At 41.1% G+C, this 23,594-nt stretch carries 23 protein-coding genes; 16 read left to right on the top strand and 7 right to left on the bottom strand.

All coding sequences use genetic code 11. The features are described from left to right. Positions 1 to 21 precede the first annotated feature (21 nt). From rapZ to yjgA, 3 genes are read left to right on the top strand one after another with little or no spacing between them, the layout of a single operon-like run. Entirely contained in the window at positions 22 to 873 is an 852-nt protein-coding gene (gene rapZ / locus D9K81_RS00210) for an RNase adapter RapZ (protein WP_120374212.1), read from the top strand. After that, positions 870 to 1,139, top strand: coding sequence for an HPr family phosphocarrier protein (locus D9K81_RS00205; RefSeq protein WP_120374211.1), 270 nt, complete (start codon positions 870 to 872; stop codon positions 1,137 to 1,139). Before rapZ ends, D9K81_RS00205 begins: the two co-directional genes overlap by 4 nt. 2 nt (positions 1,140 to 1,141) lie before the next feature. Continuing rightward, positions 1,142 to 1,675: a ribosome biogenesis factor YjgA gene (gene yjgA, locus D9K81_RS00200; RefSeq protein ID WP_120374210.1), complete on the top strand. Its 534-nt coding sequence runs from the start codon at positions 1,142 to 1,144 to the stop codon at positions 1,673 to 1,675. Positions 1,676 to 1,806: 131 nt separating this feature from the next. Here the strand turns inward: yjgA and D9K81_RS00195 are convergent, their stop codons facing one another. Then, positions 1,807 to 3,447 (bottom strand): acyl-CoA synthetase, encoded by a 1,641-nt coding sequence (locus D9K81_RS00195; RefSeq protein WP_120374209.1) that lies wholly within the window; start codon positions 3,445 to 3,447, stop codon positions 1,807 to 1,809. Between the two features lie 424 nt (positions 3,448 to 3,871). Between D9K81_RS00195 and D9K81_RS00185 the strand changes: the two genes are divergently transcribed. Beyond that, positions 3,872 to 5,158, top strand: a complete 1,287-nt coding sequence (locus tag D9K81_RS00185; RefSeq protein ID WP_120374207.1) for a D-arabinono-1,4-lactone oxidase — start codon at positions 3,872 to 3,874, stop codon at positions 5,156 to 5,158. A 1-nt stretch (position 5,159) separates the two neighbouring features. Continuing rightward, a complete protein-coding gene (locus D9K81_RS00180; RefSeq protein WP_120374206.1) occupies positions 5,160 to 6,314 on the top strand; it encodes an alanine racemase in 1,155 nt (384 codons plus the stop codon). A 55-nt stretch (positions 6,315 to 6,369) separates the two neighbouring features. Here the strand turns inward: D9K81_RS00180 and D9K81_RS00175 are convergent, their stop codons facing one another. Further along, positions 6,370 to 7,995: a glutamate synthase-related protein gene (locus tag D9K81_RS00175; protein ID WP_198488286.1), complete on the bottom strand. Its 1,626-nt coding sequence runs from the start codon at positions 7,993 to 7,995 to the stop codon at positions 6,370 to 6,372. Positions 7,996 to 8,332: 337 nt separating this feature from the next. Between D9K81_RS00175 and thrS the strand changes: the two genes are divergently transcribed. The 5 genes from thrS to D9K81_RS00150 all read left to right on the top strand — a co-directional run bounded on the left by thrS (position 8,333) and on the right by D9K81_RS00150 (position 12,591). Continuing rightward, on the top strand, positions 8,333 to 10,255 hold the full coding sequence (thrS, locus tag D9K81_RS00170; protein ID WP_120374204.1) for a threonine--tRNA ligase: 1,923 nt from the start codon (positions 8,333 to 8,335) through the stop codon (positions 10,253 to 10,255). Between the two features lie 5 nt (positions 10,256 to 10,260). Next, positions 10,261 to 10,809, top strand: coding sequence for a translation initiation factor IF-3 (gene infC, locus D9K81_RS00165; protein WP_120374203.1), 549 nt, complete (start codon positions 10,261 to 10,263; stop codon positions 10,807 to 10,809). Positions 10,810 to 11,144: 335 nt separating this feature from the next. Continuing rightward, entirely contained in the window at positions 11,145 to 11,762 is a 618-nt protein-coding gene (locus D9K81_RS00160; protein WP_120374202.1) for a glutathione S-transferase N-terminal domain-containing protein, read from the top strand. A gap of 93 nt (positions 11,763 to 11,855) precedes the next feature. Further along, the gene (locus D9K81_RS00155) at positions 11,856 to 12,140 is read left to right on the top strand and encodes a hypothetical protein (RefSeq protein WP_121523068.1); all 285 of its coding nucleotides are present in this window, start codon (positions 11,856 to 11,858) and stop codon (positions 12,138 to 12,140) included. A gap of 25 nt (positions 12,141 to 12,165) precedes the next feature. Continuing rightward, entirely contained in the window at positions 12,166 to 12,591 is a 426-nt protein-coding gene (locus D9K81_RS00150) for a YqaA family protein (RefSeq protein WP_120374200.1), read from the top strand. 149 nt (positions 12,592 to 12,740) lie between these two features. Here the strand turns inward: D9K81_RS00150 and D9K81_RS00145 are convergent, their stop codons facing one another. After that, on the bottom strand, positions 12,741 to 13,484 hold the full coding sequence (locus D9K81_RS00145) for an energy transducer TonB (RefSeq protein ID WP_120374199.1): 744 nt from the start codon (positions 13,482 to 13,484) through the stop codon (positions 12,741 to 12,743). Positions 13,485 to 13,584: 100 nt separating this feature from the next. Continuing rightward, positions 13,585 to 14,838: an MFS transporter gene (locus tag D9K81_RS00140; RefSeq protein WP_120374198.1), complete on the bottom strand. Its 1,254-nt coding sequence runs from the start codon at positions 14,836 to 14,838 to the stop codon at positions 13,585 to 13,587. A 231-nt stretch (positions 14,839 to 15,069) separates the two neighbouring features. Between D9K81_RS00140 and rpmI the strand changes: the two genes are divergently transcribed. The 3 genes from rpmI to D9K81_RS00125 all read left to right on the top strand — a co-directional run bounded on the left by rpmI (position 15,070) and on the right by D9K81_RS00125 (position 16,120). Further along, positions 15,070 to 15,264, top strand: a complete 195-nt coding sequence (rpmI, locus tag D9K81_RS00135; RefSeq protein WP_004804484.1) for a 50S ribosomal protein L35 — start codon at positions 15,070 to 15,072, stop codon at positions 15,262 to 15,264. 11 nt (positions 15,265 to 15,275) lie between these two features. Further along, positions 15,276 to 15,635 carry a 50S ribosomal protein L20 gene (gene rplT, locus D9K81_RS00130; RefSeq protein WP_004723060.1) on the top strand — a complete coding sequence of 120 codons (360 nt, stop codon included), beginning with the start codon at positions 15,276 to 15,278 and terminating at the stop codon, positions 15,633 to 15,635. A 272-nt stretch (positions 15,636 to 15,907) separates the two neighbouring features. Further along, positions 15,908 to 16,120, top strand: a complete 213-nt coding sequence (locus D9K81_RS00125; RefSeq protein WP_120374197.1) for a KOW domain-containing RNA-binding protein — start codon at positions 15,908 to 15,910, stop codon at positions 16,118 to 16,120. A 66-nt stretch (positions 16,121 to 16,186) separates the two neighbouring features. On the opposite strand, the gene D9K81_RS00120 is transcribed toward D9K81_RS00125, so the two are convergent. Continuing rightward, on the bottom strand, positions 16,187 to 17,209 hold the full coding sequence (locus D9K81_RS00120) for a hypothetical protein (RefSeq protein ID WP_120374196.1): 1,023 nt from the start codon (positions 17,207 to 17,209) through the stop codon (positions 16,187 to 16,189). Between the two features lie 156 nt (positions 17,210 to 17,365). Here D9K81_RS00120 and pheS point away from each other — a divergent pair, with 156 nt between their 5' ends. From pheS to D9K81_RS00105, 3 genes are all read left to right on the top strand, one after another. After that, a complete protein-coding gene (gene pheS / locus D9K81_RS00115; RefSeq protein ID WP_106986225.1) occupies positions 17,366 to 18,346 on the top strand; it encodes a phenylalanine--tRNA ligase subunit alpha in 981 nt (326 codons plus the stop codon). Between the two features lie 139 nt (positions 18,347 to 18,485). Next, positions 18,486 to 20,867, top strand: a complete 2,382-nt coding sequence (gene pheT, locus D9K81_RS00110; protein WP_120374195.1) for a phenylalanine--tRNA ligase subunit beta — start codon at positions 18,486 to 18,488, stop codon at positions 20,865 to 20,867. Further along, positions 20,864 to 21,160: an integration host factor subunit alpha gene (locus tag D9K81_RS00105; protein WP_004649746.1), complete on the top strand. Its 297-nt coding sequence runs from the start codon at positions 20,864 to 20,866 to the stop codon at positions 21,158 to 21,160. Before pheT ends, D9K81_RS00105 begins: the two co-directional genes overlap by 4 nt. Before the next feature lie 193 nt (positions 21,161 to 21,353). On the opposite strand, the gene D9K81_RS00100 is transcribed toward D9K81_RS00105, so the two are convergent. Together D9K81_RS00100 and rho are read right to left on the bottom strand one after the other, a co-directional pair. Further along, on the bottom strand, positions 21,354 to 21,599 hold the full coding sequence (locus D9K81_RS00100) for a hypothetical protein (protein WP_106986223.1): 246 nt from the start codon (positions 21,597 to 21,599) through the stop codon (positions 21,354 to 21,356). A 408-nt stretch (positions 21,600 to 22,007) separates the two neighbouring features. Then, positions 22,008 to 23,276 (bottom strand): transcription termination factor Rho, encoded by a 1,269-nt coding sequence (gene rho / locus D9K81_RS00095; RefSeq protein WP_106986222.1) that lies wholly within the window; start codon positions 23,274 to 23,276, stop codon positions 22,008 to 22,010. Between the last annotated feature and the right edge of the window lie 318 nt (positions 23,277 to 23,594).

The following is a 23,594-nucleotide window of genomic DNA, read 5'->3' as shown; positions in this document are numbered from 1 at the left end:
CATGAAAGGACAGCACGCGCAATGAAACGAATTTTAATCGTTACAGGCCAGTCAGGATCAGGAAAGTCATCTGCCTTGCAGGTGCTGGAAGATTTGGGTTATTACTGTATTGATAATTTGCCTCTTGCGCTGTTGCCTGAAATTGTTGAAAAATTAGATCAGGAAAATAACCTTGAACAGCTGGCTTTAGGGGTAGATGTTCGAAGTACACGTCAAGATATGCAAGAGTTTGACCATGTTTTTTCTTCATTGCAAAAGCATGGTGCAGTGGATGTCATTTATTTGACAACGCGCGATCAAGAGCTGATTGCGCGGTTTAGTGCATCGCGCCGTCCACACCCATTATCTAACCGTTTCAATAGTTTGAATGAATGTATCCAACAAGAAAAAGATTTGTTGTTGCCGATTCAGTTTCGTGCGACAGTACATATTGATACGACGGATAAAAGCGTACACGATTTAAAGCATGTGCTCTTATCTAAATTAGGACAGGCCGACCAATTAATTGTTATTTTACAGTCTTTTGGTTTTAAGCATGGTATCCCCTTAGATGCGGACTATGTGTTTGATGTTCGGCATTTGCCTAACCCACATTGGGATTTAGAATTAAGAAAATTTTCTGGTTTAGATGCGCCTGTACAAAAATTCTTAGAAAGCAGTGCACAAACCAATGAAATGTTTAATGATATTTATCAATTTTTAGAAAAATGGTTGCCTGCTTTTGCAGAAGGACACCGCCATTATATGACGGTTTCTATCGGTTGTACGGGTGGACAACATCGTTCGGTTTATATTGTGGATAGACTCAAGAGAGCCCTTGAGGCAAAATGGTCTGTTCAGGTCTTACATAGAGAAATGAAGCACTGGTCATGATAGACACAACTGTTGACGTAATAAACAAACTAGGTTTACATGCGCGTGCGTCTGGAAAACTCATTGAAGTCACCACTAAATTTCGCTCATCGATTCAGATCGGCAAAGGTGATAAATTAGTAGACGCAAAAAACATTATGTCTTTGCTCATGCTCGGTGCTGGTAAAGGCACAACTTTGCGCTTAGTGATTGATGGTGTAGATGAAGAAAAAGCTTTGTCTGATATTCAAGCATTATTCGCAGCAAAATTTTATGAGGCAGATTAATCGTGGCACGTCGACCAACTCGTTTTACTGAAGATGATTTTGAATCTCTAGAAGGACGTGCAAGCAAAACCGAACAAAAGAAGGCCGTACAGCGTATGGCCGCTTTGGGTGAACAGCTTGCAGAGCTGAGTCCTAAACAAATAAAAAATCTTCCAGTGGAAGAACGCTTGATTGAAGCGCTTCTTGATATTCAATTGATCACATCGCATGAAGCTCGTCGTCGTCAATGCTTGCGTATTGGCAAGTTAATGCGTAATGAAGATGAAAGTGTCATTTTGTCGTATTTAACACCAAAGCAAGGTTTGAAAAAAACTGCGCAGTTGAATCGTTGGGTTGATCGTATTATTAAAGATGGTGATCCAGTCATTAATGACTTTTCTAAAACTTATAATGCGACAGAGCGCCATACTTTACGTCAGCATGCTTTACGTGTTCATCGTGATATTGCAAAGCACGCAACGGAAGAAGAAATTGCAGCATCTAGACTCAAATTATTTAACTATGTACAGCAAGTTGCGCTTATTTCAGACAACTAATGCTACAAGTGGTGCAATCAAAAACGGCTCATGAGAGCCGTTTTTTTATCTATTCATCTATATGTCTATGGATGATGCCTGTGCATAAAAAACGACCACTCACGGTCGTTTTTTCTTTTTTAATTTAAGGCTTAACTAAACTCACCTGTTGCGCGTTCTTTGGCCCAATCACGAAGTACAAATTTTTGTAGCTTGCCTGTCGATGTTTTTGGAATTTCTGTAATCACTACATCTTTAGGCACTTTAAAGCGTGCAAGATGTTGCTTACAGAATTCAATAATTTCTTCAGCTGTTGCTTCTTTGCCAGCCTTGAGCTCAATGAAAGCACAAGGGACTTCCTGCCAACGCGGGTCTGGTTTAGCAACGACCGCGGCAGTTAACACAGCAGGGTGTTGATATAGCACTTCTTCAACTTCAAGCGATGAAATATTTTCACCACCAGAAATAATCACGTCTTTAGAACGGTCAGTAATTTTTGCATAGCCATCGGGTTGGCACACTGCCAAATCGCCTGTGTGGAACCAGCCACCTGCAAAAGCTTCAGCAGTGGCTTCAGGGTTTTTCAAATAGCCTTTCATCACAATGTTGCCACGGAACATGATTTCACCCATGGTTTGGCCATCATTTTTCACAGGAAGCATGGTTTCTGGGTCCAATACTTTCATGCCATCCTGAAGTGGGTAAGGCACGCCTTGGCGTGAGTGAAGCTGCGCTTGTTCTTGAATAGACAGTTCTGACCAACCTGCTTGTGAGGCACACAGCGCAGAAGGACCATAGGTTTCGGTCAGGCCATACACGTGAGTCACATTAATGCCAATACCGCGCATGCCTTCAATAATCGCTGCAGGAGGTGCTGCACCCGCAACCATTACTTCTACACGGTGTTCAAATGAGGTCTTTTTCTCCTCAGGTGTATTAATGAGCATAGACAGTACGATAGGCGCACCACAGAAATAATCGACTTTATGCTCAGCGATTAATTTGAAAATTAGCTCAGGATCGACTTTGCGTAGACAGATATTGGTGCCACCATTGGCCGCCATCGTCCAGCCAAAGCACCAACCATTACAATGGAAGAGCGGTAGCGTCCAGAGGTACGTCGCGCGTGGTTTCATGCCACAGGCGATGATATTGCTGGCAGCATTAATATAAGCCCCGCGGTGATGATAGACCACCCCTTTAGGGTTGCCTGTGGTGCCTGAGGTATAACTCAGACTAATCGCATCCCATTCATCGCCTGGTAGATCCCATTCAAAATTGTGATCCCCTTGTGCAATCCAGTCCTCATATTCAATTTGACCAATGCGTTGGCTGGTACCTTCATATTCAACATCAGCTACATCAATAATGTAGATATCTTTATTGATCAAGGCTAAGGCTTCTTGTGCCAAGCTAATAAATTCTGGATCGACCAAAAGGACTTTGGTTTCAGCATGTTCTAGCATGAAGGCAATGGTTTTTGCATCTAAGCGGGTATTGACGGTATTTAAAACCGCACCTGCCATAGGCACTGCAAAGTGCGCCTCAATCATGGCTGGAATATTTGGAAGTAGAACAGACACGGTATCATTTTTTTGAATGCCCAATTGTTGTAATTGGTGGGCAAACTGACGACAACGTTGATAAGTTTGACGCCAGCTAATATGACGATCACCATGAATAATCGCATCTTGGTCTGGATAAATATATGCAGCCCGTTCTAAATAACGCAAAGGTGATAATGCAACGAAGTTTGCCGGTGTGCGAGGCAATTCATCATAAGGACTGACCATGTCAAAACTCCAAATTTATTTATTCTAATTTCCTGCTTACACAATATTCAGTATTGTGAATTGTTGCATTTATTCTTTAGTCGAGTATTTACTCTATTCTGTGCTTAAAGTCGAGTGCGCTGATCTTCTCTTTGGAGGTGGCGCAGAGAGGCTATGTGATTTAGCAATATTTGCTGGTGCTGAAGAAGGAGATAAAACATCACTTTGCTATGAAATGTTCAATCAATCAGATGCTATGAACTTTAGCTTAATAAATAGATGGATGTGTCATTTTCATTTTATAGATGAGTAGAAACCTAAAGTGAATTGACTTTTGATTATAAATTGAGCCATATAAGAAGGGTTGATGTCGCGTTGTACATTTTAAAAAAAATAAGAATAGTAATTCAGCACTGCGCTTAGCGCATAGACTGAGGATATAACAATGATAAAAATGCAATCGGAGTTTTGGTCGAACTGGTCTGGTTCGCAGCAAGCCTATCCTAAATTACTACGTCCAAACAGCCTTGAGCTATTGCAAAATGTGGTACGTACGCATCCTAAAATTAGAGCGATTGGCGCAGGACATTCTTTTAGTGGCTTGGCTCAAACCAATGACGTGCTTTTGAGCCTAGATTATTTTAAAGGTGTGGTTTCACATGATGATGAGCATTGCCAAAGCGTGGTGCAAGCAGGCACGCATTTATATGATTTAGGCGAAAAAATGTCTGCCTATAATCAGGCATTAATGAATCAAGGGGATGTAGATCAACAGACTTTGGCGGGTGCCATTTCGACAGGTACACATGGCACTGGGATCGATTTGCAATGTTTATCTGCTTATGTAGAAGGCTTTGAGTTGATTACTGCAGATGGCGATTTAATTTGGTGTGATGCGTTGCAACATTGTGAAATTTTTCAAGCAGGTCGCGTGGCTTTAGGAAGCTTGGGACTCATCACTAAAATTAAATTACAAAATCGCCCCATGTATAAACTTAAAGAGCAGGTCCGCAGTTGTCCATTGATAGAAGTGTTCCAGCATATCGAGCAATGGAAATCACAGCATCGGCATATTGAGTTTTGGGCATTTATTCATTCATCGAATGTTATTTTAAAAACCTTAGATGAAACCAACGAGCGAGTACAACCCAAAACAGAACAAATTTTGGATGAAGATGTATTTTTGCGAATTTGCTCTGAACTTACCAAGTCATGTCCGATATTAAATCCAGCATTGCAGAAATTAGTCAGCTTATTGGTACGACCAAGTACGGCCATAGATTGGTCCAGTCGAATCTTTCCTGCTATTCGTGAAACGCGTTTTAACGAGATGGAATATCAACTGCCAGTCCAAGCAGGGCTCGCTTGCTTAGAAGAGCTCATGCACTGCCTCAAAAAGCATAAAGTCCCGATGTTTTTTCCAATTGAATTTCGTTATGTCAAAGCCGATGACATCTGGTTGAGCCCATTTTATCAGCAGGACTCAATTTCAATTTCGGTGCATCAATATTATCGGCAAGATTATGTCCGTATTTTTAAATTGGCAGAGCCAATTTTTCAAAAATATGGTGGACGACCACATTGGGGAAAATTACACACGCTGGGTGGGCAGGAGTTGAGTGCGTTGTACCCTAAGTGGGATGATTTTATGCATTTGAGGCAACAGGTCGATCCTGAAAAAAAGTGGATCAACTCGCATCTTGAACACTTGTTTTGGGGGCGAAGCGCTTAATATGTCTGTAGCGTATTTTGAAACACTCAATCGACTGCTTGCACACGCAGGGACGGGGCAAGCACAGTTGCTGTTAGACCTTGATCGTTTAGATGAAAATCTAGCACAGTTGCGTGCTCAGCTGAGTGCTAAATGCAAGATTCGTATTGTGGTGAAGTCTTTGGCGAGTGCTGCGTTGTTGCAATATATTGCGCAGCAACTGTCTAGCCAGCGCTTTATGGTGTTTCATTTTCCACATTTACAACATATTCAAACTCTATTCCCGCAAGGCGATATTTTATTGGGTAAGCCTATGCCCATCCAAGCTTTACAGCAGTCGGATCACCAGATTTTAGGGTCGCAGAATATTCAATGGTTGATCGACTCAGTTGAGCGCTTAAACCAATACTTGCATTTTGCTCAGTCCAGACAGATTCAGCTTAGAGTGAATTTGGAAATTGACATAGGTTTGCATCGTGGTGGTTTTGCAGATGAGTCCAGTTTTGTAAAAGCATTGCAATTGATTCAAGCCAATGCGCCGTATTTAAAGCTCAGTGGTTTAATGGGCTATGATGCGCATGTGAGCAAATTGCCTCAGCCTTGGTTTAAACCAGAAATCGTTTTTCAGCGCACACAGCAACGCTATCAGTTTTTTCTACAGTGCCTAGGTAAGTATTTTTCTGAAGCTGAATTAAAGGACTTATGCTTGAATGGTGCAGGTAGCGCAAGCTTTGGCTTACATCAACATGGCACAGTTTGTAATGATTTGGCTGTGGGTTCTGCTTTACTTAAACCACTAGATTTTGAGTTAAGCGCATTAAAGGCGTTTTGTCCAGCCATGTGGATTGCAGCACCCGTATTAAAAGTGATTCCTATCGTACAATTACCAGAGATACCGCTATGGGCGCGACTGTTTCGCAATCAACACGCCGTTTTTATTTATGGGGGATATTGGCGGGGAAAGTGTGAGTATCCAGAAGGTGTTAAACCGCATGCTTTATATGGCCGAAGTAGCAATCAGGAAATGTTACAACTGCCTAAAGGCTGTCAAATACAGATTGATGATTATGTGTTTATTCGACCGAGTCAAACCGAGGTCATTATTTCTCAATTTGCCCAACTGCATGTGATTCGAGACATGAAATTATATGCAGTATGGTCCACATTTAGAGAGTAAATGTAGATCATACTTTATTGATGTACGTGCTTATTTAAATTTTTAAAAACATAAATTAGTCACTAAAGCCACCATAGTGAATGCCTGTGAGTTCGGACATGTCTTTTTTCCATGTGGTGAGATCATCTTTACAAAATTGATTTAGATGATGATGCCCGCAAGCACGTGCCATGACTTGCATCAGTTCAATGGATGCATGAAAGAAATTTGCCAATTGCTGTGCAGATTTTTCAACTTCGAGTCGAGCACGTAAGTGATCTTGCTGTGTGGCAATACCGACAGAGCAATCATTACTTTGGCAGGCACGCATACCCAAACAGCCAATTGCTTGCATGGCAGAATTTGACAAAGCAATTGCATCTGCACCTAAAGCCAAGGCCTTAATAAAGTCGGCAGGTACACGTAAACCGCCTGTAACCACTAAACTAATATCACGGCGACCTAAACGATCTAAATGACGACGCGTACGTGCCAGTGCTGGAATGGTCGGAACAGAGATATTGTCACGGAACAGGGTAGGTGCTGCGCCTGTACCGCCACCACGGCCATCTAAAATAATGTAATCGACACCAATTGCGAGGGCTGCATCGATATCTTTTTCAATATGTTGTGCAGAGAGTTTAAAGCCAATTGGAATACCGCCTGTTTCTTCGCGGATATAATTTGCAAAGTCTTTATATTGGGACAGCTCTGTCCAGTCAGGGAAAGTCGCTGGTGAAATTGCTGCCTCACCTTCAGGCAAATTACGGACTTCGGCAATTTTACCTACCACTTTATGACTGGGTAAATGACCGCCTGTGCCAGTCTTGGCTGCTTGACCACCTTTAAAATGAAAGGCTTGGCATTTTTTGACTTTTTCAATGTCATAGCCAAAACGGCCTGAGGCCAATTCATAAAAATAGCGTGAGTTGGCTGCTTGCTCATCGGCTAACATACCGCCTTCACCTGAGCAAATGCCTGTGCCTGCTCGTTCAGCTCCCATCGCAAGTGCTGTTTTTGCTTCTTGTGACAACGCACCAAAGCTCATATCAGAGACAAAGAGTGGAATATCTAAAACCAATGGCTTTTTGGCATTTGGACCAATCACTACTTTTGTTGCAACAGGTGCGTCGTCAAGTAGAGGGACTTTCCACAGCTGTGCAGTCACCAATTGAATGTCTTCCCATTTGGGTAGTTTATCAAAAGGGACACCCATGGCTGCGGTCGGCCCATGATGTCCAAAGTTTTTCAGGCCATTGCGCGCGAGCTCTAAAATAAATTTATTGTGTGGTTCTTCGGGTGCAGGTGCGGAATCTGCATATAAGCCTTGGTACTGATCACGTTTGTATTGCTGGGGATTGCGTTTTTCCCAAGCTGTAATTTCTTCTAGATCTACAAAAACTTGATCGTTCTCTACCCATGCTTTAAATTTTTGTAGGTTTTTATTTAGGTAGCGTGGGTTAATACCCGTTTTATAAATATAGTGCGAGCCATGTAGGCCACAGACAATTTTATCACCCTGAATATGCGCATCTGCCATGAGTGCGCCACGGTGCTGGCAACGACCATACATGACGACTACCTGTTCTGGGTCATCTTCAGGTAAACGAAGAACGATTAAATCGACATTGGCCGCTAAAGCATAAGCTGGCTTTAAAGGGGAAAGGTCATTCCAAGAAATTAATGAATGTGCTTGCATCATACCTGCCTAATTATATTCAGTGAGTAATTTTGCTAAAGAGATAAATTATTTTTGAAAATGATGAGTGGTATCGAAGACCATCAAAATTGGATTTTCAGCTCAAGCTTAATATGGAATGGCTGGATTATAGAGAGGCAAATTGTAAGAGCAGATGTTTTAGGAAATGTGCACATCTGTGGATAAATCCGCATTAACGGTTTATTAAACGGGCCAAGACGTGTAAAATTTAGATCGAATTTTATTTATCCACCGTTTTTATCTTTTGAGGGTTTCCCTCGATCATAATCTCGCGGTGATATGCTCTATTGTACGGGGCATCACTCCTTAAGGATTTTTTATGCCAATTATCACTTTGCCAAATGGCGATCAAAAAGAATTTGATCACGCCGTATCTGTGATGGAAGTTGCTCAAAGCATCGGTCCTGGTCTTGCAAAAAATACAGTTGCTGGTCGTGTAAACGGTCAACTGGTTGACGCATCTGACTTAATTATAGCAGACGCAACCTTGCAAATTATCACGCCTAAAGACGAAGATGGTGTTCATATCATCCGTCACTCTTGCGCTCACCTTGTAGGTCATGCAGTTAAGCAATTGTTCCCACAAGCAAAAATGGTAATTGGCCCTGTTATCGAAGACGGCTTCTATTACGACATCTTCAGTGAAAAGCCATTCACACCAGAAGATATGGCTGCGATCGAAGAGCGCATGAAAAAGCTCATTGATCAAGATTATGACGTCATCAAAAAAATGACACCGCGTGATGAAGTGATTAAAGAATTCACTGCACGTGGCGAAGATTATAAATTACGTCTGATTGAAGACATGCCTGACGAAACAGAAATGGGCTTGTACTACCATCAAGACTACTTGGATATGTGCCGTGGTCCGCACGTACCAAATACTAAATTCTTAAAAGCATTCAAACTGACTAAAATGTCAGGCGCTTACTGGCGTGGTGATGCGAAAAACGAACAGCTACAACGTATTTACGGTACAGCGTGGGCAGACAAAAAACAGCTTGCTGCGTACATCAAACGTATTGAAGAAGCTGAAAAACGCGATCACCGTAAAATTGGTAAAGCTTTAGACTTATTCCACATGCAAGAAGAAGCACCAGGTATGGTGTTCTGGCATCCGAATGGTTGGACTATTTATCAAGTACTCGAACAGTACATGCGTAAAGTGCAACAAGCGAATGGCTATGAAGAAATTCGTACACCACAAGTGGTTGATTTCACGCTTTGGGAAAAATCAGGTCACGCTGCAAACTATGCAGACAACATGTTTACGACTCATTCAGAGAACCGTAACTATGCTGTAAAACCAATGAACTGCCCATGTCACGTGCAAGTATTCAACCAAGGTTTAAAATCGTATCGTGATCTTCCTGTTCGCTTAGCTGAGTTTGGTTCATGCCACCGTAACGAGCCATCGGGTTCATTGCACGGTATTATGCGTGTGCGTGGTTTTACTCAAGATGATGCACACATTTTCTGTACTAAAGAACAAATTGGTACAGAAGTTGCTGACTTTATTAAACTGACTTTAGATGTTTATAAAGACTTTGGCTTCGAAGAAGTGCAAATGAAACTGTCTACACGTCCTGAAAAACGTGTGGGTGATGACAAACTTTGGGACATGGCAGAAAAATCTTTAGCAGATGCTTTAGATGCTGCTGGCTTAGAATGGGAACTTCAACCAGGTGAAGGCGCATTCTATGGTCCGAAAATTGAATTCTCATTGAAAGACTGCTTAGGCCGTGTATGGCAGTGCGGTACAATTCAATGTGACTTCAACTTACCAGAACGTCTAGATGCGTCTTATGTCACTGAAGATAACGATCGTGATCAACCTGTAATGTTGCACCGTGCAATTCTTGGTAGTTTCGAACGTTTTATTGGTATACTTATTGAACACTATGCTGGTTTTATGCCACCTTGGTTATCACCAATCCAAGCATGTGTAATGAACATTACAGATTCGCAAGCTGAAGCATGTGGGTCAGTCGTCGAGAAACTTAAAGAAAACGGTATTCGTGCCATTTCTGACTTGAGAAATGAGAAAATCGGCTTTAAGATTCGTGAACGTACATTAGAGCGTATTCCTTACTTACTGGTACTTGGGGACCGTGAAGTAGAAGAAGGTACAGTAAACGTACGTACCCGCTCTGGAACAAATTTGGGCACTATGTCAATCGATGCTTTCGTTGACTTAGTGAAAGCAGCCGTAGCCGAACGTGGCCGGTACATTGTGGAGTAAAAGCGATTAAACAGCCTGACCGTAATCAACAGGGTAGTAAATCAAACCGTCCTGCGTTGAATGATGAAATTCGTGCAAAAGAAGTCCGTCTTGTAGACGAAAATGGTGAGCAAAAAGGTATCGTCAGCCTAGCTGATGCAGTTCGTGCTGCTGAAGCTGTTGAGCTTGATCTTGTAGAGATCGTAGCGAATGCTGAACCACCTGTTTGTAAAATCATGGACTTCAACAAGCATTTGTTTGATCTTAAGCAAAAGCAGAAAGAAGCGAAGAAAAAACAACATCAAGTACAGGTGAAAGAAATCAAGCTACGCCCTGGTACTGATGTAGGTGATTACAACGTAAAATTACGTGCAATTATCAAGTTCCTTGAAGAAGGCAACAAGGTAAAAATCACCCTTCGTTTCCGTGGTCGTGAAATGGCACACCAACAACTTGGTTTGGCTCAATTACAAAAAATTGAAGCAGACGTTGTTGACGTAGGTGTTGTTGAACAGACTCCGAAAATGGAAGGTCGTCAAATGGGTATGTTACTTGGTCCTAAAAAACGTAAGTAATATCCATTTTGAGAAAAAGCCCTGCAATTGCAGGGCTTTTTTATGGCAGTCATAGGATTGAAGTTCTGATCTAAACGAAAGAAATAGAGATTTAACTTTCAGCATCCTCACTGATATATCCATAATAAGGGTTGAGGTATTACAAAAAGTAAAATAGATATGCATGGCTAATAATCGGATTTTGAGAAAAACATAGCTGAATTTGTTATCGTATCCGCTATATTTTGTGCTGAGTTTCAGTTTAAGTTAAGGTTTAAAAGCGCAATGCATGCTATAAACAGAACATAAACCAAGACAGTTGATATTAAAAATCAGAACATTGACAGGATAAGTATATGATTGATCTGTATTATTGGGGGACGCCCAATGGCCATAAAATCACCATTGCATTAGAAGAAATGAGCTTGGAATATCAAATTTTCCCAATTAATATTTTAGAAGATGATCAATTTCAGCCTGATTTTTTAAAAATCTCTCCAAATAACAAAATACCTGCCATTGTGGATCAAAATGGGCCACGTGGTGAAGCCATCTCGGTATTTGAGTCGGGTGCCATTTTACAGTACCTTGGCCGTAAAACTGGGCTGTATTATCCAGAAGATGAATTTGAGCGTGTTGAAGTCGAGCAGTGGCTCATGTGGCAAATGGGTGGCTTTGGTCCAATGTTGGGGCAAAATCACCATTTTAGCCGTTTCGCACCTGAGCGAATTCCGTATGCAACTGAGCGTTATATCAATGAAACCAAACGCTTATATAAGGTGTTAAACCATCAACTCATTGGGCAAAAATATGTAGCAGGTGGCTACTCGATTGCAGATATGGCTATTTTACCTTGGATTTTGCGGCATGAATGGCAAGGGATTCAGTTAGAAGATTATCCACAAGTGAAAGAGTATGTCGAGCGCTTAACAGCACGCCCTGCGGTGCAAAAAGCATTGGCTATAAAAGTCTGATGGCAATAACAAGGCATTGTGAAGCAGTTATGCTAAGATGATTGAAAATCATAAAACCACCACTTCTGCGGTGGTTTTTTATTGGATGAATACATGAAAGAATTTTTCTTAAATCTGACACGCATTGTAGAAGCCAATTCGCGGGTTTATTTTGCCATTATTGTTGCCATTGTGTTGTCTTTACTGTTATTTATTGCAGAGGCGGTACATATTCAAACCGTTGCCAATGCTTTGCAAACGCATGATCAAGTGAGATTAAAAGAAGTCATTCAACCTTTGACGACGCGTTATGGTTGGTCGCGTGCTTTCATTATTGCGGTCATGATTTTTTGGTCTATTTGGGAATATCGTAAGACCAAGAAGCAGTTAGGTCTATAAAAACGAGACTAAGGAATAGCATCGCATGAGTTTGTTGTTGTTATTCCTTGCTGCCTTTGGTGCGGCGACATTATTGCCTTTGCAATCTGAGGCCGTTTTGCTGGGCTTATTGATGCAACACAGCCATACAGTTGGGGTACTGATTGCTATTGCAAGTCTGGGTAATATTTTAGGCTCCTGCGTCAATTGGTATTTGGGGCTGAAAATAGAACAGTATAAGAATAAAAAATGGTTTCCTGTGTCAGTGCAAAAAATGCAACAGGCGCAAAGCTTCTACCAAAAATATGGCTACTGGTCATTGTTGCTCAGTTGGACGCCAGTGATTGGTGATCCTATTACACTGATTGCAGGTTTACTAAAAGAAAAGTTTTGGCGTTTTGTATTGCTGGTGAGTGTGGCAAAAGTCGGGCGCTATTATTGTGTGTATTTGATTTTTATCAATGTATTTTAATGCCTGAACAATAAGCCTTTTTCATAAATCATTTTTATCCAATTAAAGTTTTATAAAGACTCTTTTTTATCATGAGAGCTCTACAGATCAGGCATTTTAATTTTATGAGGCAGGTTTCATTCAACATCAAACCTGCCCTTTAGGGGGGATTAAGATGCTTTACAAGCATTGAGCTTAAATTGAATTTCATCTTTAAAGCTCGATTTTTTATATAACCATAAAGTACGTGCAGTGCGCTTCACACTAATTTGGCTGTCTGTTAAAGCTTGGCTAATGCTTTGATCTAAGGCGTAAAGGCCAGAACCTTGCTTGATTTTCACTGTTTTAATATTGCCATGTTTATCCGCTTTAAAGCTAAATTTGACTTGGCGGTTATGGCCGTTGAGTTGCTCTGAATTTAATTTGAACTCAGGTTTGGATTGATATTTAAAAGTGGTTTTTTTGCCATCTTGTTGAGCCTGCCAAACTTTTGAATCAAATTCATAATCACATAGCGCATCTTTGTTGCTGAGCTTAAGATTAAAGGCTTGATAACCAATTTGCGACACAGCGTGACCATCTTTAATATGTGGTTTTACCTGAGCATCTTCAACGGCATCAATTAAAATCCGGTCGAGTGCTTTGATGCCTGTACTTTCTTCAACGGTTGCATTTGTAACGTCACCTTTGGTGTTGGTCACTACACGAATAATCGCTGCCCGATTTTCATTTTTTAAATCGTCAACGCTATAATTCGGTTGTGGAAATTTAGCCCACTGTAAGCGCGTGGTTAAATGTGAGGTTGGTGAGACGTCAATGGTTTGTGCAGGAAGTTGGTGAACTTGTTTGGTCGCCGCACTGTAAGCCGTCAATGGGAGGCACATTAAAGTAGATAAGCACAGAATTTTTTTCATAAGTTAAAGGCTTTAATCACGCAATGTGATGATTGGTCAATATTGAAGCGCAGTATTTCCTGAATTAGAAATACTGGCAAGTCTAAATACACAGTTTTCGCTATTTTTCTGTACCCTTGGTGATGTCTAAGCCAAATAAATCTTTGGTTTTTGACCAGCTCATCACAACAACAGCTAAGGTCATACATCCACCAAAGAGGGTAGCCATGACCGTCCCCATGTATTTAGCGGCTAAACCAGACTCAAAAGCACCTAACTCATTACTTGAGGACACAAACATGCCATTTACAGCCGCCACACGGCCACGCATATTTTCTGGCGGATAGATTTGTAAAATAGTTTGGCGAATGACAACTGAAATACTGTCACAAGCACCTGTCATGGCGAGTGCAAATAAGGATAGCCACAACATATTTGAGTAAGCAAATAATAGTGTGAACAGTCCAAATCCTGCCACAGCCAACAGCATATTGCGCCATGCGTTGTGGGTCGGTGGAAATTTAGTGAGCGCAATCATGGTAATAAGGGCACCTATGGATGGTGCAGCCCGAAGATAGCCCAAGCCTTCTGGTCCCACTTTTAAAATATCTTCTGCAAAAATGGGTAAAAGCGCAATGACGCCACCAAAAAGTACAGAAACTAAATCAAGTGAAATGGCCCATAGTACAATTTTAGTTTTCCAAATAAAACGGAATCCATCGCTTAAACTCTCCCAAAGATTATCAGTTTCAATTTTGGGAAATTGACGTTTTTTGAGTAAATTAATCAGTATAAAGCATAGTGCCAATAAGCCAGCGACACTGATTAAACTATTTTCACGCCCCCAAAAAGCCAACATAAAGCCACCCAGCATCGGGCCTAAAATGACACCGCTTTGCCAGCCAATCGTGGTCCATGTTGCGCCATTCGCATACAATTCACGCGGAATTAAAAACGGCTTTAAAGAGGTTGCTGAAGGATTATAAAAGCCACGAATGGTACCTAAGCCAAAAATGACTGCATAAATTCCCCAAGACAGCGTTTGTACTCCAATCATTGCTTGCCCATATAAATGGAACAACCACCATAAAATAAGGGGCATAGGGATGGCAAAGAATAAGCAAATTTTCATAATCAATTGCTTATTAAAACGATCAGCAAAATAACCACCCCATAGGGACAAACTAATAAACGGAATGGCTTCGGCCAAACCAATCAGGCCCAAAGTAAGAGGGTCTTTGGTAATTTGATACAGCGAATACGCCACAATAATTTCTTGAATCAAAATCGCTAAAGTAAGGCTAAATTGATTAAGCGTAATAATCGAAAAATCACGATAGCGTAAGGCTGCAAATGCATCATGTGCAGGTGTCATAACTGGCAACTGGAGAGGAGATGCACAAATTATAAGTCGCGCTTGGCGCTAGGTTGATATTTCATCATGTAAAGCTTATAGGAAATAAAACTAAGTTAGTTCGATGTAGATTTTAATTTTCGATGGTGCTTTTGTTTTGAGCAAAGATGCTTTAGAATACTGGCTCCCTTACCTGCAGGGCGTAATCGTAATGGTGCGAACGTGCCGAACAGGTGTTCAAAAGAGGTTGTTATGCCTAAGATGAAAACTCGCCGTGGTGCAGCTAAACGCTTTAAAGCGACTGCAAACGGTTTTAAACGCAAACAAGCGTTCAAGCGCCACATTTTGACCAAAAAATCTGCTAAGCGTATTCGTCAATTACGCGGCTGTGTAATGGTTCACGTAAGTGACGTTGCTTCAGTTCGTGCTATGTGCCCATACATCTAAGGAGATTTTAAATGGCTCGTGTAAAACGTGGTGTACAGGCTCATCGCCGTCATAAAAAAATTCTAGCTCGTGCTAAAGGTTACTACGGCGCGCGTTCACGTGTTTATCGTGTTGCGTTCCAAGCAGTAATCAAAGCGGGTCAATACGCTTACCGTGACCGCCGTCAAAAGAAACGTCAATTCCGTGCTCTATGGATTGCGCGTATCAATGCTGGTGCTCGTCAAAACGGTTTGTCGTACAGCCGTATGATCGATGGCTTGAAAAAAGCTCAAGTGATCATCGACCGTCGCGTACTTGCTGACATCGCTATGCATGATTCAGTTGCATTTGCAGCTTTAGCTGAAAAAGCTAAAGGCGCATTAGCTGCTTAATCATCTAAGATGATAAAAAAGACCGCTGTTTAGCGGTCTTTTTTTTGCTTTAATTTTGGCTAATGCCTAATTTAGATGATTCAAAAAACACGCTCAGAAAAATAGCTTAAAATTATTAGTGTGTTTAAAGATTTCTTTTAAACGTTATATATGCTTCTCACCTTGATCATTTAAACCTAAAAAAATCAAAATCAGCCGTTACATAAATCAGCTTTAATACTTGCTCGGCTACCTGCTTAATATTTAAAAAAACCAAACATCAGGATAAGAATATGCTGGCAGAAATAAAAGGAATGGGTCAGGGCACTATTACCCTAGAACTACAGATGATTCCACGCAAAGGGGAATCCGTTAAAATTATGTATGGTGCAGATGCGGAACTCGAAGGCGAAGTGATTTCGGTCAATCACTATATCAATCAGCATGCAGATACACACAAAGTGCAAATAGAAATTCGGCCATTTAACTATTTAATTACCGCTTAAATACAGCAAAAAGCATCCATTGAGGATGCTTTTTATTGGGGCATTTGAATTTAATGTACTTATCGATTAAAGCCCAAAATAATAGCCACATAGACAGATAATAATAGTCACTACAATGAGCGCAAAAACACCAGTTTTATTATTGCTAGAGTGATCTGCTGAAGGCTTATGGTATGCATTCTTCTTTTGACTATTAGGAAGTTGTACATCATCCAAAGGTGATGGAATTTCTTTTACGGTCAAACGTGCAGTTTTATAGTGGTTTGCAACTTTAACAATAAACTTGCTCCGAAGGTCATCTAGCTTTTGCGAAAAATGACGCATATTGAGCTGTTCTTCTGGTGATAGGGCTTCACCCTCGGCATTGTATGGATGCTGTATTTTGGCTTGAATAAATGCATCAAGTGCATCTAAGCGAATTAAGGTTTGATGTGCATAATCAGCTTGATAGTCTGTAGGCAGTAAGGACAGCGGGGTTACATCTGGCTCTAATTGCTCGATGCTCAAGCCATAGTAGGGATGGTCTAACTCACTCGGTTCAATAAAGCCTTTGGCAAATTTGCTATCAAACAATTCATTGTCTGTATAAAGTTGAATATCATCCCAATTGGGCTGTTGTAAGTCGCTATCTATCCGTTTAGCTAAAGCGGAATTGAGCTCGAAGCGCCAAAAAACTTCGAGGCGTACGCTAGATCGCTGAGATGCAGGCACTTCATAATCATTATCTGCGTTATACCATTCTGCTAATTCTTTACCAAAGATCCAAGCCTGTTTTTTGTGGGCGTCGTGGCTCACAATAAAGTGCGCAATGGGTAAAAGCTCGACATTAGCATTTGGGTTTTGCTCATCATTTAATAGTGCCGAGCGATGTAAGCTAATGCGCTGTACGCCTTGTTTTTTTAAGCCTTCTAACCAAATTTGAAAATGCTGTGCCAATAAATGTTGGGACATCAAATCACGAAATACAAAATGGTGCTGATCAAAAATAGCATGCTGCAACCAGCGTTGAAAACTTAGATTCTGTGCTAAAAACTCATTTCCATAGGTGACCAGTGTGAGTTGCTGTTTCCAAATTTGATCGAGCGCCATAATGAAAGATCTCATTGATAATGCGCCTATCTTATACTTTTTTTAATTCTCGATGCTATTGCAATTTTTACTTATGAATGCGCTTCATCATCGCGTTCAAAAACTGTTAGAATATGGGGTTTTATATTTTTCTAAATTGTTGCTTTGAGAGTTACTATGTCACTGGAAGCCCTGACCACTGAAGCGCTCGCTGCGATTGCAGCAGCAGATGACCTTGCTACACTTGATCAAGTTCGAGTGCAGTTTACGGGTAAAAAAAGCCAGCTCGCGGAACAATCTAAAGCACTGGGTAAAATGGACCCTGAAGAGCGTAAGGTTCACGGTGCGGCTATTCACGCTGTGCGTGAAGCGATTAACGCGGCTTTAACTGAACGCCAAACTCAATTACAAAAAGCGGCGCTAGAACAAAAACTGGCAAGCGAAACAATTGATATTACTTTACCAGGTCGTGGTCAAGCGATTGGTAGTATTCACCCAGTAACGCAGGTGCAAGAGCGTATTTGTCAATTCTTTACTAAAGCTGGTTTTACCGTGGCAACGGGCCCAGAAGTGGAAGACGATTACCATAACTTTGAAGCCCTGAACATTCCGGGACATCACCCTGCACGTGCAATGCATGACACTTTCTATTTTGATGTGAATCATTTGCTTCGTACACACACCTCTGGTGTACAAATCCGTACCATGGAAACGCAACAGCCTCCGATTCGTATTGTATGCCCAGGCCGTGTATACCGCTGTGACTCTGACCAAACGCATTCACCAATGTTCCACCAAATTGAAGGTTTGTACGTTGCTGAAAACACTAGCTTTGCAGAATTAAAAGGCTTGTTGGTTAATCTTTTAAATGAATTCTTTGAAAAAGATTTAAAAGTACGTTTCCGTCCATCTTATTTCCCATTCACAGAGCCAAGTGCTGAAGTGGATATTATGGATGAGCGTGGTAAGTGGCTAGAAGTTTTAGGCTGCGGTATGGTGCATCCAAATGTATTGCGTTCAGCAGGTATTGATCCAGACAAATACAAAGGATTTGCATTTGGTCTAGGTGTAGAGCGTTTTGCGATGCTACGTTATGGCATCAATGACTTACGTATGTTCTACCAAAACGATGTGCGTTTCTTACGCCAATTTGCTTAAACAGATTTTTTAAATTTAAAGGTATTAGAATCCCCCTAAATCCCCCTTTATAAAAGGGGGACTTCCACGAATAAGAATGAAGCGTGGGATTTCCCCTCTTTCTCAAAGAGGGGTTAGGGGAGATTAAGGAAATGAATGTATGAAAATTAGCGAAAATTGGTTGCGTACATGGGTAAACCCAGCCATTGATAGCAATACTTTATCTGACCAGCTTACCATGCTTGGTTTAGAAGTTGATGAGCTTGCGCCAGCTGCAAAACCGTTCACAGGTGTTGTTGTGGGTGAAGTTTTGACGGTAGTTCAGCATCCTGATGCAGACCGTTTACGTGTAACAACAGTGAATATTGGTTCTGGTGAGCCTTTGCAAATTGTATGTGGCGCACCAAACGTACGTGAAGGTATGAAAGCACCCGTTGCTACGATTGGTGCTGTGCTTCCGGGCGATTTCAAAATTAAAAAAGGCAAACTTCGTGGTGTTGAATCACAAGGGATGCTATGTGGCGCTTCAGAAATTGATTTAGAAGACAAAATTGACGGTTTGTTAGAGCTGCCTGCAGATGCGCCTGTGGGCGTAAACATTCGTGAATATCTTGATCTTGATGACCATGTCATTGACATTAGCATTACACCAAACCGTGGTGATTGCTTCAGTATTCGTGGTATTGCCCGTGAAATTGGTGTAATTAACCAATTGGCTGTGAACGCTCCTGAAATAAAAGAAGTGGCTGCAACCATTGCAGATGAGAAAAAAGTTGTTGTTACAACTGAAGGTTGTCCGCGTTACTTAGGTCGTGTGATTAAAAATGTAAATACTAAAGCACCAACACCTGAATGGATGGAACGTGCGCTTGCTCGTTCAGGTATTCGCCAGCACAGCATTTTGGTTGATATTACTAACTATGTATTGATGGAATTGGGCCAACCGCTACATGCATTTGATGGTGGTAAAGTTCAAGGTGCAGTACATGTACGTCAAGCAACGGCTGCTGAAAAGTTAACACTTTTAAATGAACAAGACGTTGAGCTGAACGAAAAAGTGATGGTGATTGCAGATGATGAAAAAGCATTGGCAATTGCAGGTATTATGGGTGGCTTATCTTCATCTATAACAGATGAAACCAAAGAAATTTTCTTAGAATCTGCATTCTTTGCACCGCTTGCAATTGCAGGTCGTGCGCGTAGTTTTGGTTTACATACAGATGCATCTCAGCGCTATGAACGTGGCGTAGATTTTGAATTGCCAATGATCGCTATGCACCGCGCATCTCAGTTAATTGCTGAACTTGCTGGTGGTGAATTCGGTCCAATCACGGTTGCAGAGCAAGCAAATGTACTGCCAACACGTGAAGTGATTGAATTAAAACAAGCGCAAGTTGATCAACTCTTGGGTTATAGCGTAGATGGTGAGTTCATTGCAGATGCTTTAACACGTTTGGGCTGTGCTGTGACTGTAAATGCTGTAGGTGAATGGACTGTTGTTCCACCATCACATCGTTATGACATGGCAATTTACCAAGACCTGATTGAAGAAGTTGCACGTATTCATGGCTACGACAATATTCAAATGAGTCTGCCTGTTATTGACGTAAAATTGGCAAAATACCAAGACCAATTCGAGCTTGCTCAATTACGTCAAACTGTGGTGGCTTTGGGTTATCAAGAAGCAATCAGCTTTAGCTTTGCAGATTTGAAACTTGAAAAACAATTGAATCCAGCAGTGAATCCATTGGCATTGGCAAACCCAATCTCAAGTGATTTAGCAGTCATGCGTTCAACTTTATTATCAAGTTTGATCCCATGTGTGCAATACAACGTAAATCGTCAGCAAAGCCGTGTACGTTTCTATGAGCTAGGTTTGCGTTTTGACTATCAAGATGCAGCGTCTATTCATGATCTCAAACAAATCCCAACATTTGCGATGATTGCTACGGGCGCACGCAATGTAGAATCTTGGCATGGTAAAGCAGCGCCAATGGATTTCTTTGACTTCAAAGGCGATGTTGAAGAAGTTTTAGCAGCAGGTCGTTTAGAGGTGGAATATGTACGTTCTGAACGTGCATGGTTACATCCAGGTCAATCTGCTGAGATTTTGCTTAATGGGCAGTCGATTGGTTACTTAGGTCGTTTACACCCATCTTTAGAAGATGAATTGGATTTAAGCACGACTTGGGTTGCTGAACTCGATCAACAGGCTGTTTTGCAAACTTATGTATCTAATTTTACAGAATTATCACGTTTTCCGTCGGTAAGACGTGATATTGCGCTTTTAATTAGTGATAAGATTAATGTTAGCGAAATTCAGCAGCTTATCGGAAAAACGGGTGGCGAGCTTTTAGACTCTACTTGGTTGTTCGATGTGTACACTGGTCAAGGTGTTGAAGAAGGCAAGCGCTCATTGGCATTTGCATTACTTTGGCAGCATCCATCTCGTACACTTGAAGATGCTGAGATCAAATCCGGTATGGATAATATTCTCCAAGTGTTAGAAAACACTTACCAAGCGACATTGAGGGCTTCATGACAGCACTAACAAAAGCAGAAATGGCTGACCATTTAAGTGAGCTCACGAGTTTAAATCGTCGTGAAGCGAAACAAATGGTCGAGTTATTTTTCGATGAGATTAGCCAAGCGCTAATCTCAGGCGAGCAAGTTAAACTTTCAGGTTTTGGTAACTTCGAGCTACGCGATAAGCGTCAGCGCCCAGGCCGTAACCCGAAAACGGGTGAAGAAATTCCGATTTCTGCACGCCGTGTAGTAACCTTCCGTGCGGGACAAAAATTCCGTCAACGCGTTGGAAATGAGCAGATCGATTGATCTGCTTTTTTTATGCTCCATTAATAGCAAGATAGAGAATCTTAATCGACTTGTATGTGGAAAGAGATGCTAGGGCAGTTCTGGTGAAAGGTAATTGTGTACTGATCTTTCTGTTTATTGTGTTTTGAGATTTTTTCTTGTAATAAAAAAGAGAGCCAAATGGCTCTCTTTTTGTGCTTTATAATCGGTTAGATTATTTAGCTTCAGAAGCAGCAGCTTCAGAAGTAGCAGCAACAGCTTCAGAAGCAGCAGCAGTAGCTTCAGAAGCAGCAGCAGAAGCTTCAACAGCAGCAGCGTCAGCAGCAGCAGAAGCTTCAGAAGCAGCAACTACAGCTTCAGAAGCAGCAGCAGCAGGAGCTTCTTCAGTTTTTTTAGCACAACCAACGAAAGCTAAAGTAGTAGCAACTGCAGCAGCAACAGCGATTTTTTTGAATAACATGGCATCACTCTCTAAATATGAGATTAAAAAAAACCTTAGTTAGCACTGTTATTTGCTTTTATTACGCCTAATTTTTATTAGGTATGAACAATGCAGAGCAGTGTAACTGGTATGCGAATATGCTATCACTGAGTATTTTGAAATGCTACTGCTTCACAGTCAAAAAACATAAAAAAGTGGTCAAAAAATGGCTTTTTTTAACAGAAAATAACAATCAAGGAAAAGAAATATATTGGATAAATGCTAAATAACCCCCTAAAAACAATAGGGTTTTTAATAAAATTATTTTTATAATCATTCACTTGAAAAAAACTTTACAATTAGCTGAACTGATTGTGTATTTATGTAACTGAAGTCAACCAAATAAAAAGGCCATCGTTATAGATGGCCTTTTTAAATTTACATCGATTAATTTGTTGCTTTACGCTTCATTTGGTCGAAGAAATCATCATTGGTTTTGGTTTCTTTCATACGGTCAAGTAAGAATTCCATTGCTGCAAGTTCGTCTTGCGTATGTAATAGCTTACGTAGAATCCATACTTTGCGTAGATTGTCTTCAGACATTAAACGCTCTTCACGACGGGTACCAGATTTCTTGATGTTCATTGCAGGGAACACACGTTTCTCCGCAATACGACGATCAAGAGTAATCTCTTGGTTACCGGTACCTTTAAATTCTTCGTAAATCACTTCATCCATCTTACTGCCTGTTTCAATCAATGCGGTAGAGATAATGGTCAGTGAGCCACCTTCTTCAATGTTACGAGCAGCACCAAAGAAACGTTTTGGACGTTCAAGGGCATGTGCATCTACACCACCTGTGAGCACCTTACCAGAAGAAGGAATCACGGTATTGTAAGCACGAGCAAGACGGGTGATTGAGTCAAGTAAGATTACAACGTCTTTCTTATGCTCAACCAAGCGTTTTGCTTTCTCAATCACCATTTCAGCCACTTGAACGTGACGCGCAGGTGATTCATCAAATGTTGACGCAACCACTTCACCACGAACAGTACGTTCCATTTCTGTTACTTCTTCAGGACGTTCGTCAATCAGAAGGACAATTAGGAAGCATTCTGGGTTATTACGAACAATCGACTGTGCGATGTTTTGTAATAACATGGTTTTACCCGCTTTAGGCGGTGCAACGATAATTGAACGTTGGCCTTTACCAATGGGTGCAACCAAGTCAACCACACGTGCAGTTAAATCTTCAGTTGTACCGTTACCCAATTCCATAACCAATTGCTCAGTTGGGAATAATGGCGTTAAGTTTTCAAATAAAATCTTGTTACGAGAGTTTTCAGGCGTGTCGTAGTTAATTTGGTTTACTTTAAGAAGGGCAAAATAGCGTTCGCCTTCTTTTGGTGGTCGAATTGTGCCAGTAATGGTGTCACCAGTACGTAGGTTAAAACGACGAATTTGTGAAGGGCTGACATAAATGTCATCAGGACCCGCTAAATATGAGCCAGCCGCTGAGCGTAAAAAGCCGAAGCCATCTGACAGAATTTCCAAAACGCCATCACCAAAGATCTCTTCACCATTCATTGCGTGGCGCTTTAAGATGGCAAAAATAATGTCTTGCTTGCGGTTACGTGCCATTCCTTCTAGGCCCATAAACTCGGCAATCTTGATGAGTTCGCCAATCGGTTTTTTCTTGAGTTCGGTTAAATTCATAGGTGGTCAGATAGAATCTAAAATTCTGGGATACAGGTTAGAAAGGGAGCAACATTAGGCCGCAGGGATACAATAAAACGAAAGCAATTGAATATGTACAATCACAATTCAGAGGTCTGATTCATTGTTAGAAGAGAAATGTGAATAACAAATTCTTAGCCGAGCGGCATCTTATGTGTTGAGTCTCATAAGAAACTGAGAGGATTTAAGATCCTTTATTTCTTGAGCATGCAATATAAGAGAGATTCAATTTTTTGTCAATTTATCAGCAAAAAAAATACGCAACACTTGGTCGCGTATTTTTATTTTTATGCACTT

Origin of the sequence: Acinetobacter chengduensis (assembly GCF_003664645.1) — a bacterium.
Taxonomy (GTDB): Bacteria; Pseudomonadota; Gammaproteobacteria; order Pseudomonadales; family Moraxellaceae; genus Acinetobacter; species Acinetobacter chengduensis.
This window is presented reverse-complemented; position numbering and strand designations above follow the sequence as displayed.

Bases quoted from the DNA above. Each gene is read 5' to 3' on its own strand.
- rapZ (WP_120374212.1), top strand. From the start codon at position 22: ATGAAACGAATTTTAATCGTTACAGGCCAGTCAGGATCAGGAAAGTCA.
- D9K81_RS00205 (WP_120374211.1), top strand. From the start codon at position 870: ATGATAGACACAACTGTTGACGTAATAAACAAACTAGGTTTACATGCG.
- D9K81_RS00195 (WP_120374209.1), bottom strand. From the start codon at position 3,447: ATGGTCAGTCCTTATGATGAATTGCCTCGCACACCGGCAAACTTCGTT.
- D9K81_RS00185 (WP_120374207.1), top strand. From the start codon at position 3,872: ATGATAAAAATGCAATCGGAGTTTTGGTCGAACTGGTCTGGTTCGCAG.
- D9K81_RS00180 (WP_120374206.1), top strand. From the start codon at position 5,160: ATGTCTGTAGCGTATTTTGAAACACTCAATCGACTGCTTGCACACGCA.
- D9K81_RS00175 (WP_198488286.1), bottom strand. From the start codon at position 7,995: ATGATGCAAGCACATTCATTAATTTCTTGGAATGACCTTTCCCCTTTA.
- thrS (WP_120374204.1), top strand. From the start codon at position 8,333: ATGCCAATTATCACTTTGCCAAATGGCGATCAAAAAGAATTTGATCAC.
- D9K81_RS00160 (WP_120374202.1), top strand. From the start codon at position 11,145: ATGATTGATCTGTATTATTGGGGGACGCCCAATGGCCATAAAATCACC.
- D9K81_RS00155 (WP_121523068.1), top strand. From the start codon at position 11,856: ATGAAAGAATTTTTCTTAAATCTGACACGCATTGTAGAAGCCAATTCG.
- D9K81_RS00150 (WP_120374200.1), top strand. From the start codon at position 12,166: ATGAGTTTGTTGTTGTTATTCCTTGCTGCCTTTGGTGCGGCGACATTA.
- D9K81_RS00145 (WP_120374199.1), bottom strand. From the start codon at position 13,484: ATGAAAAAAATTCTGTGCTTATCTACTTTAATGTGCCTCCCATTGACG.
- D9K81_RS00140 (WP_120374198.1), bottom strand. From the start codon at position 14,838: ATGACACCTGCACATGATGCATTTGCAGCCTTACGCTATCGTGATTTT.
- rpmI (WP_004804484.1), top strand. From the start codon at position 15,070: ATGCCTAAGATGAAAACTCGCCGTGGTGCAGCTAAACGCTTTAAAGCG.
- rplT (WP_004723060.1), top strand. From the start codon at position 15,276: ATGGCTCGTGTAAAACGTGGTGTACAGGCTCATCGCCGTCATAAAAAA.
- D9K81_RS00125 (WP_120374197.1), top strand. From the start codon at position 15,908: ATGCTGGCAGAAATAAAAGGAATGGGTCAGGGCACTATTACCCTAGAA.
- D9K81_RS00120 (WP_120374196.1), bottom strand. From the start codon at position 17,209: ATGGCGCTCGATCAAATTTGGAAACAGCAACTCACACTGGTCACCTAT.
- pheS (WP_106986225.1), top strand. From the start codon at position 17,366: ATGTCACTGGAAGCCCTGACCACTGAAGCGCTCGCTGCGATTGCAGCA.
- pheT (WP_120374195.1), top strand. From the start codon at position 18,486: ATGAAAATTAGCGAAAATTGGTTGCGTACATGGGTAAACCCAGCCATT.
- D9K81_RS00105 (WP_004649746.1), top strand. From the start codon at position 20,864: ATGACAGCACTAACAAAAGCAGAAATGGCTGACCATTTAAGTGAGCTC.
- D9K81_RS00100 (WP_106986223.1), bottom strand. From the start codon at position 21,599: ATGTTATTCAAAAAAATCGCTGTTGCTGCTGCAGTTGCTACTACTTTA.
- rho (WP_106986222.1), bottom strand. From the start codon at position 23,276: ATGAATTTAACCGAACTCAAGAAAAAACCGATTGGCGAACTCATCAAG.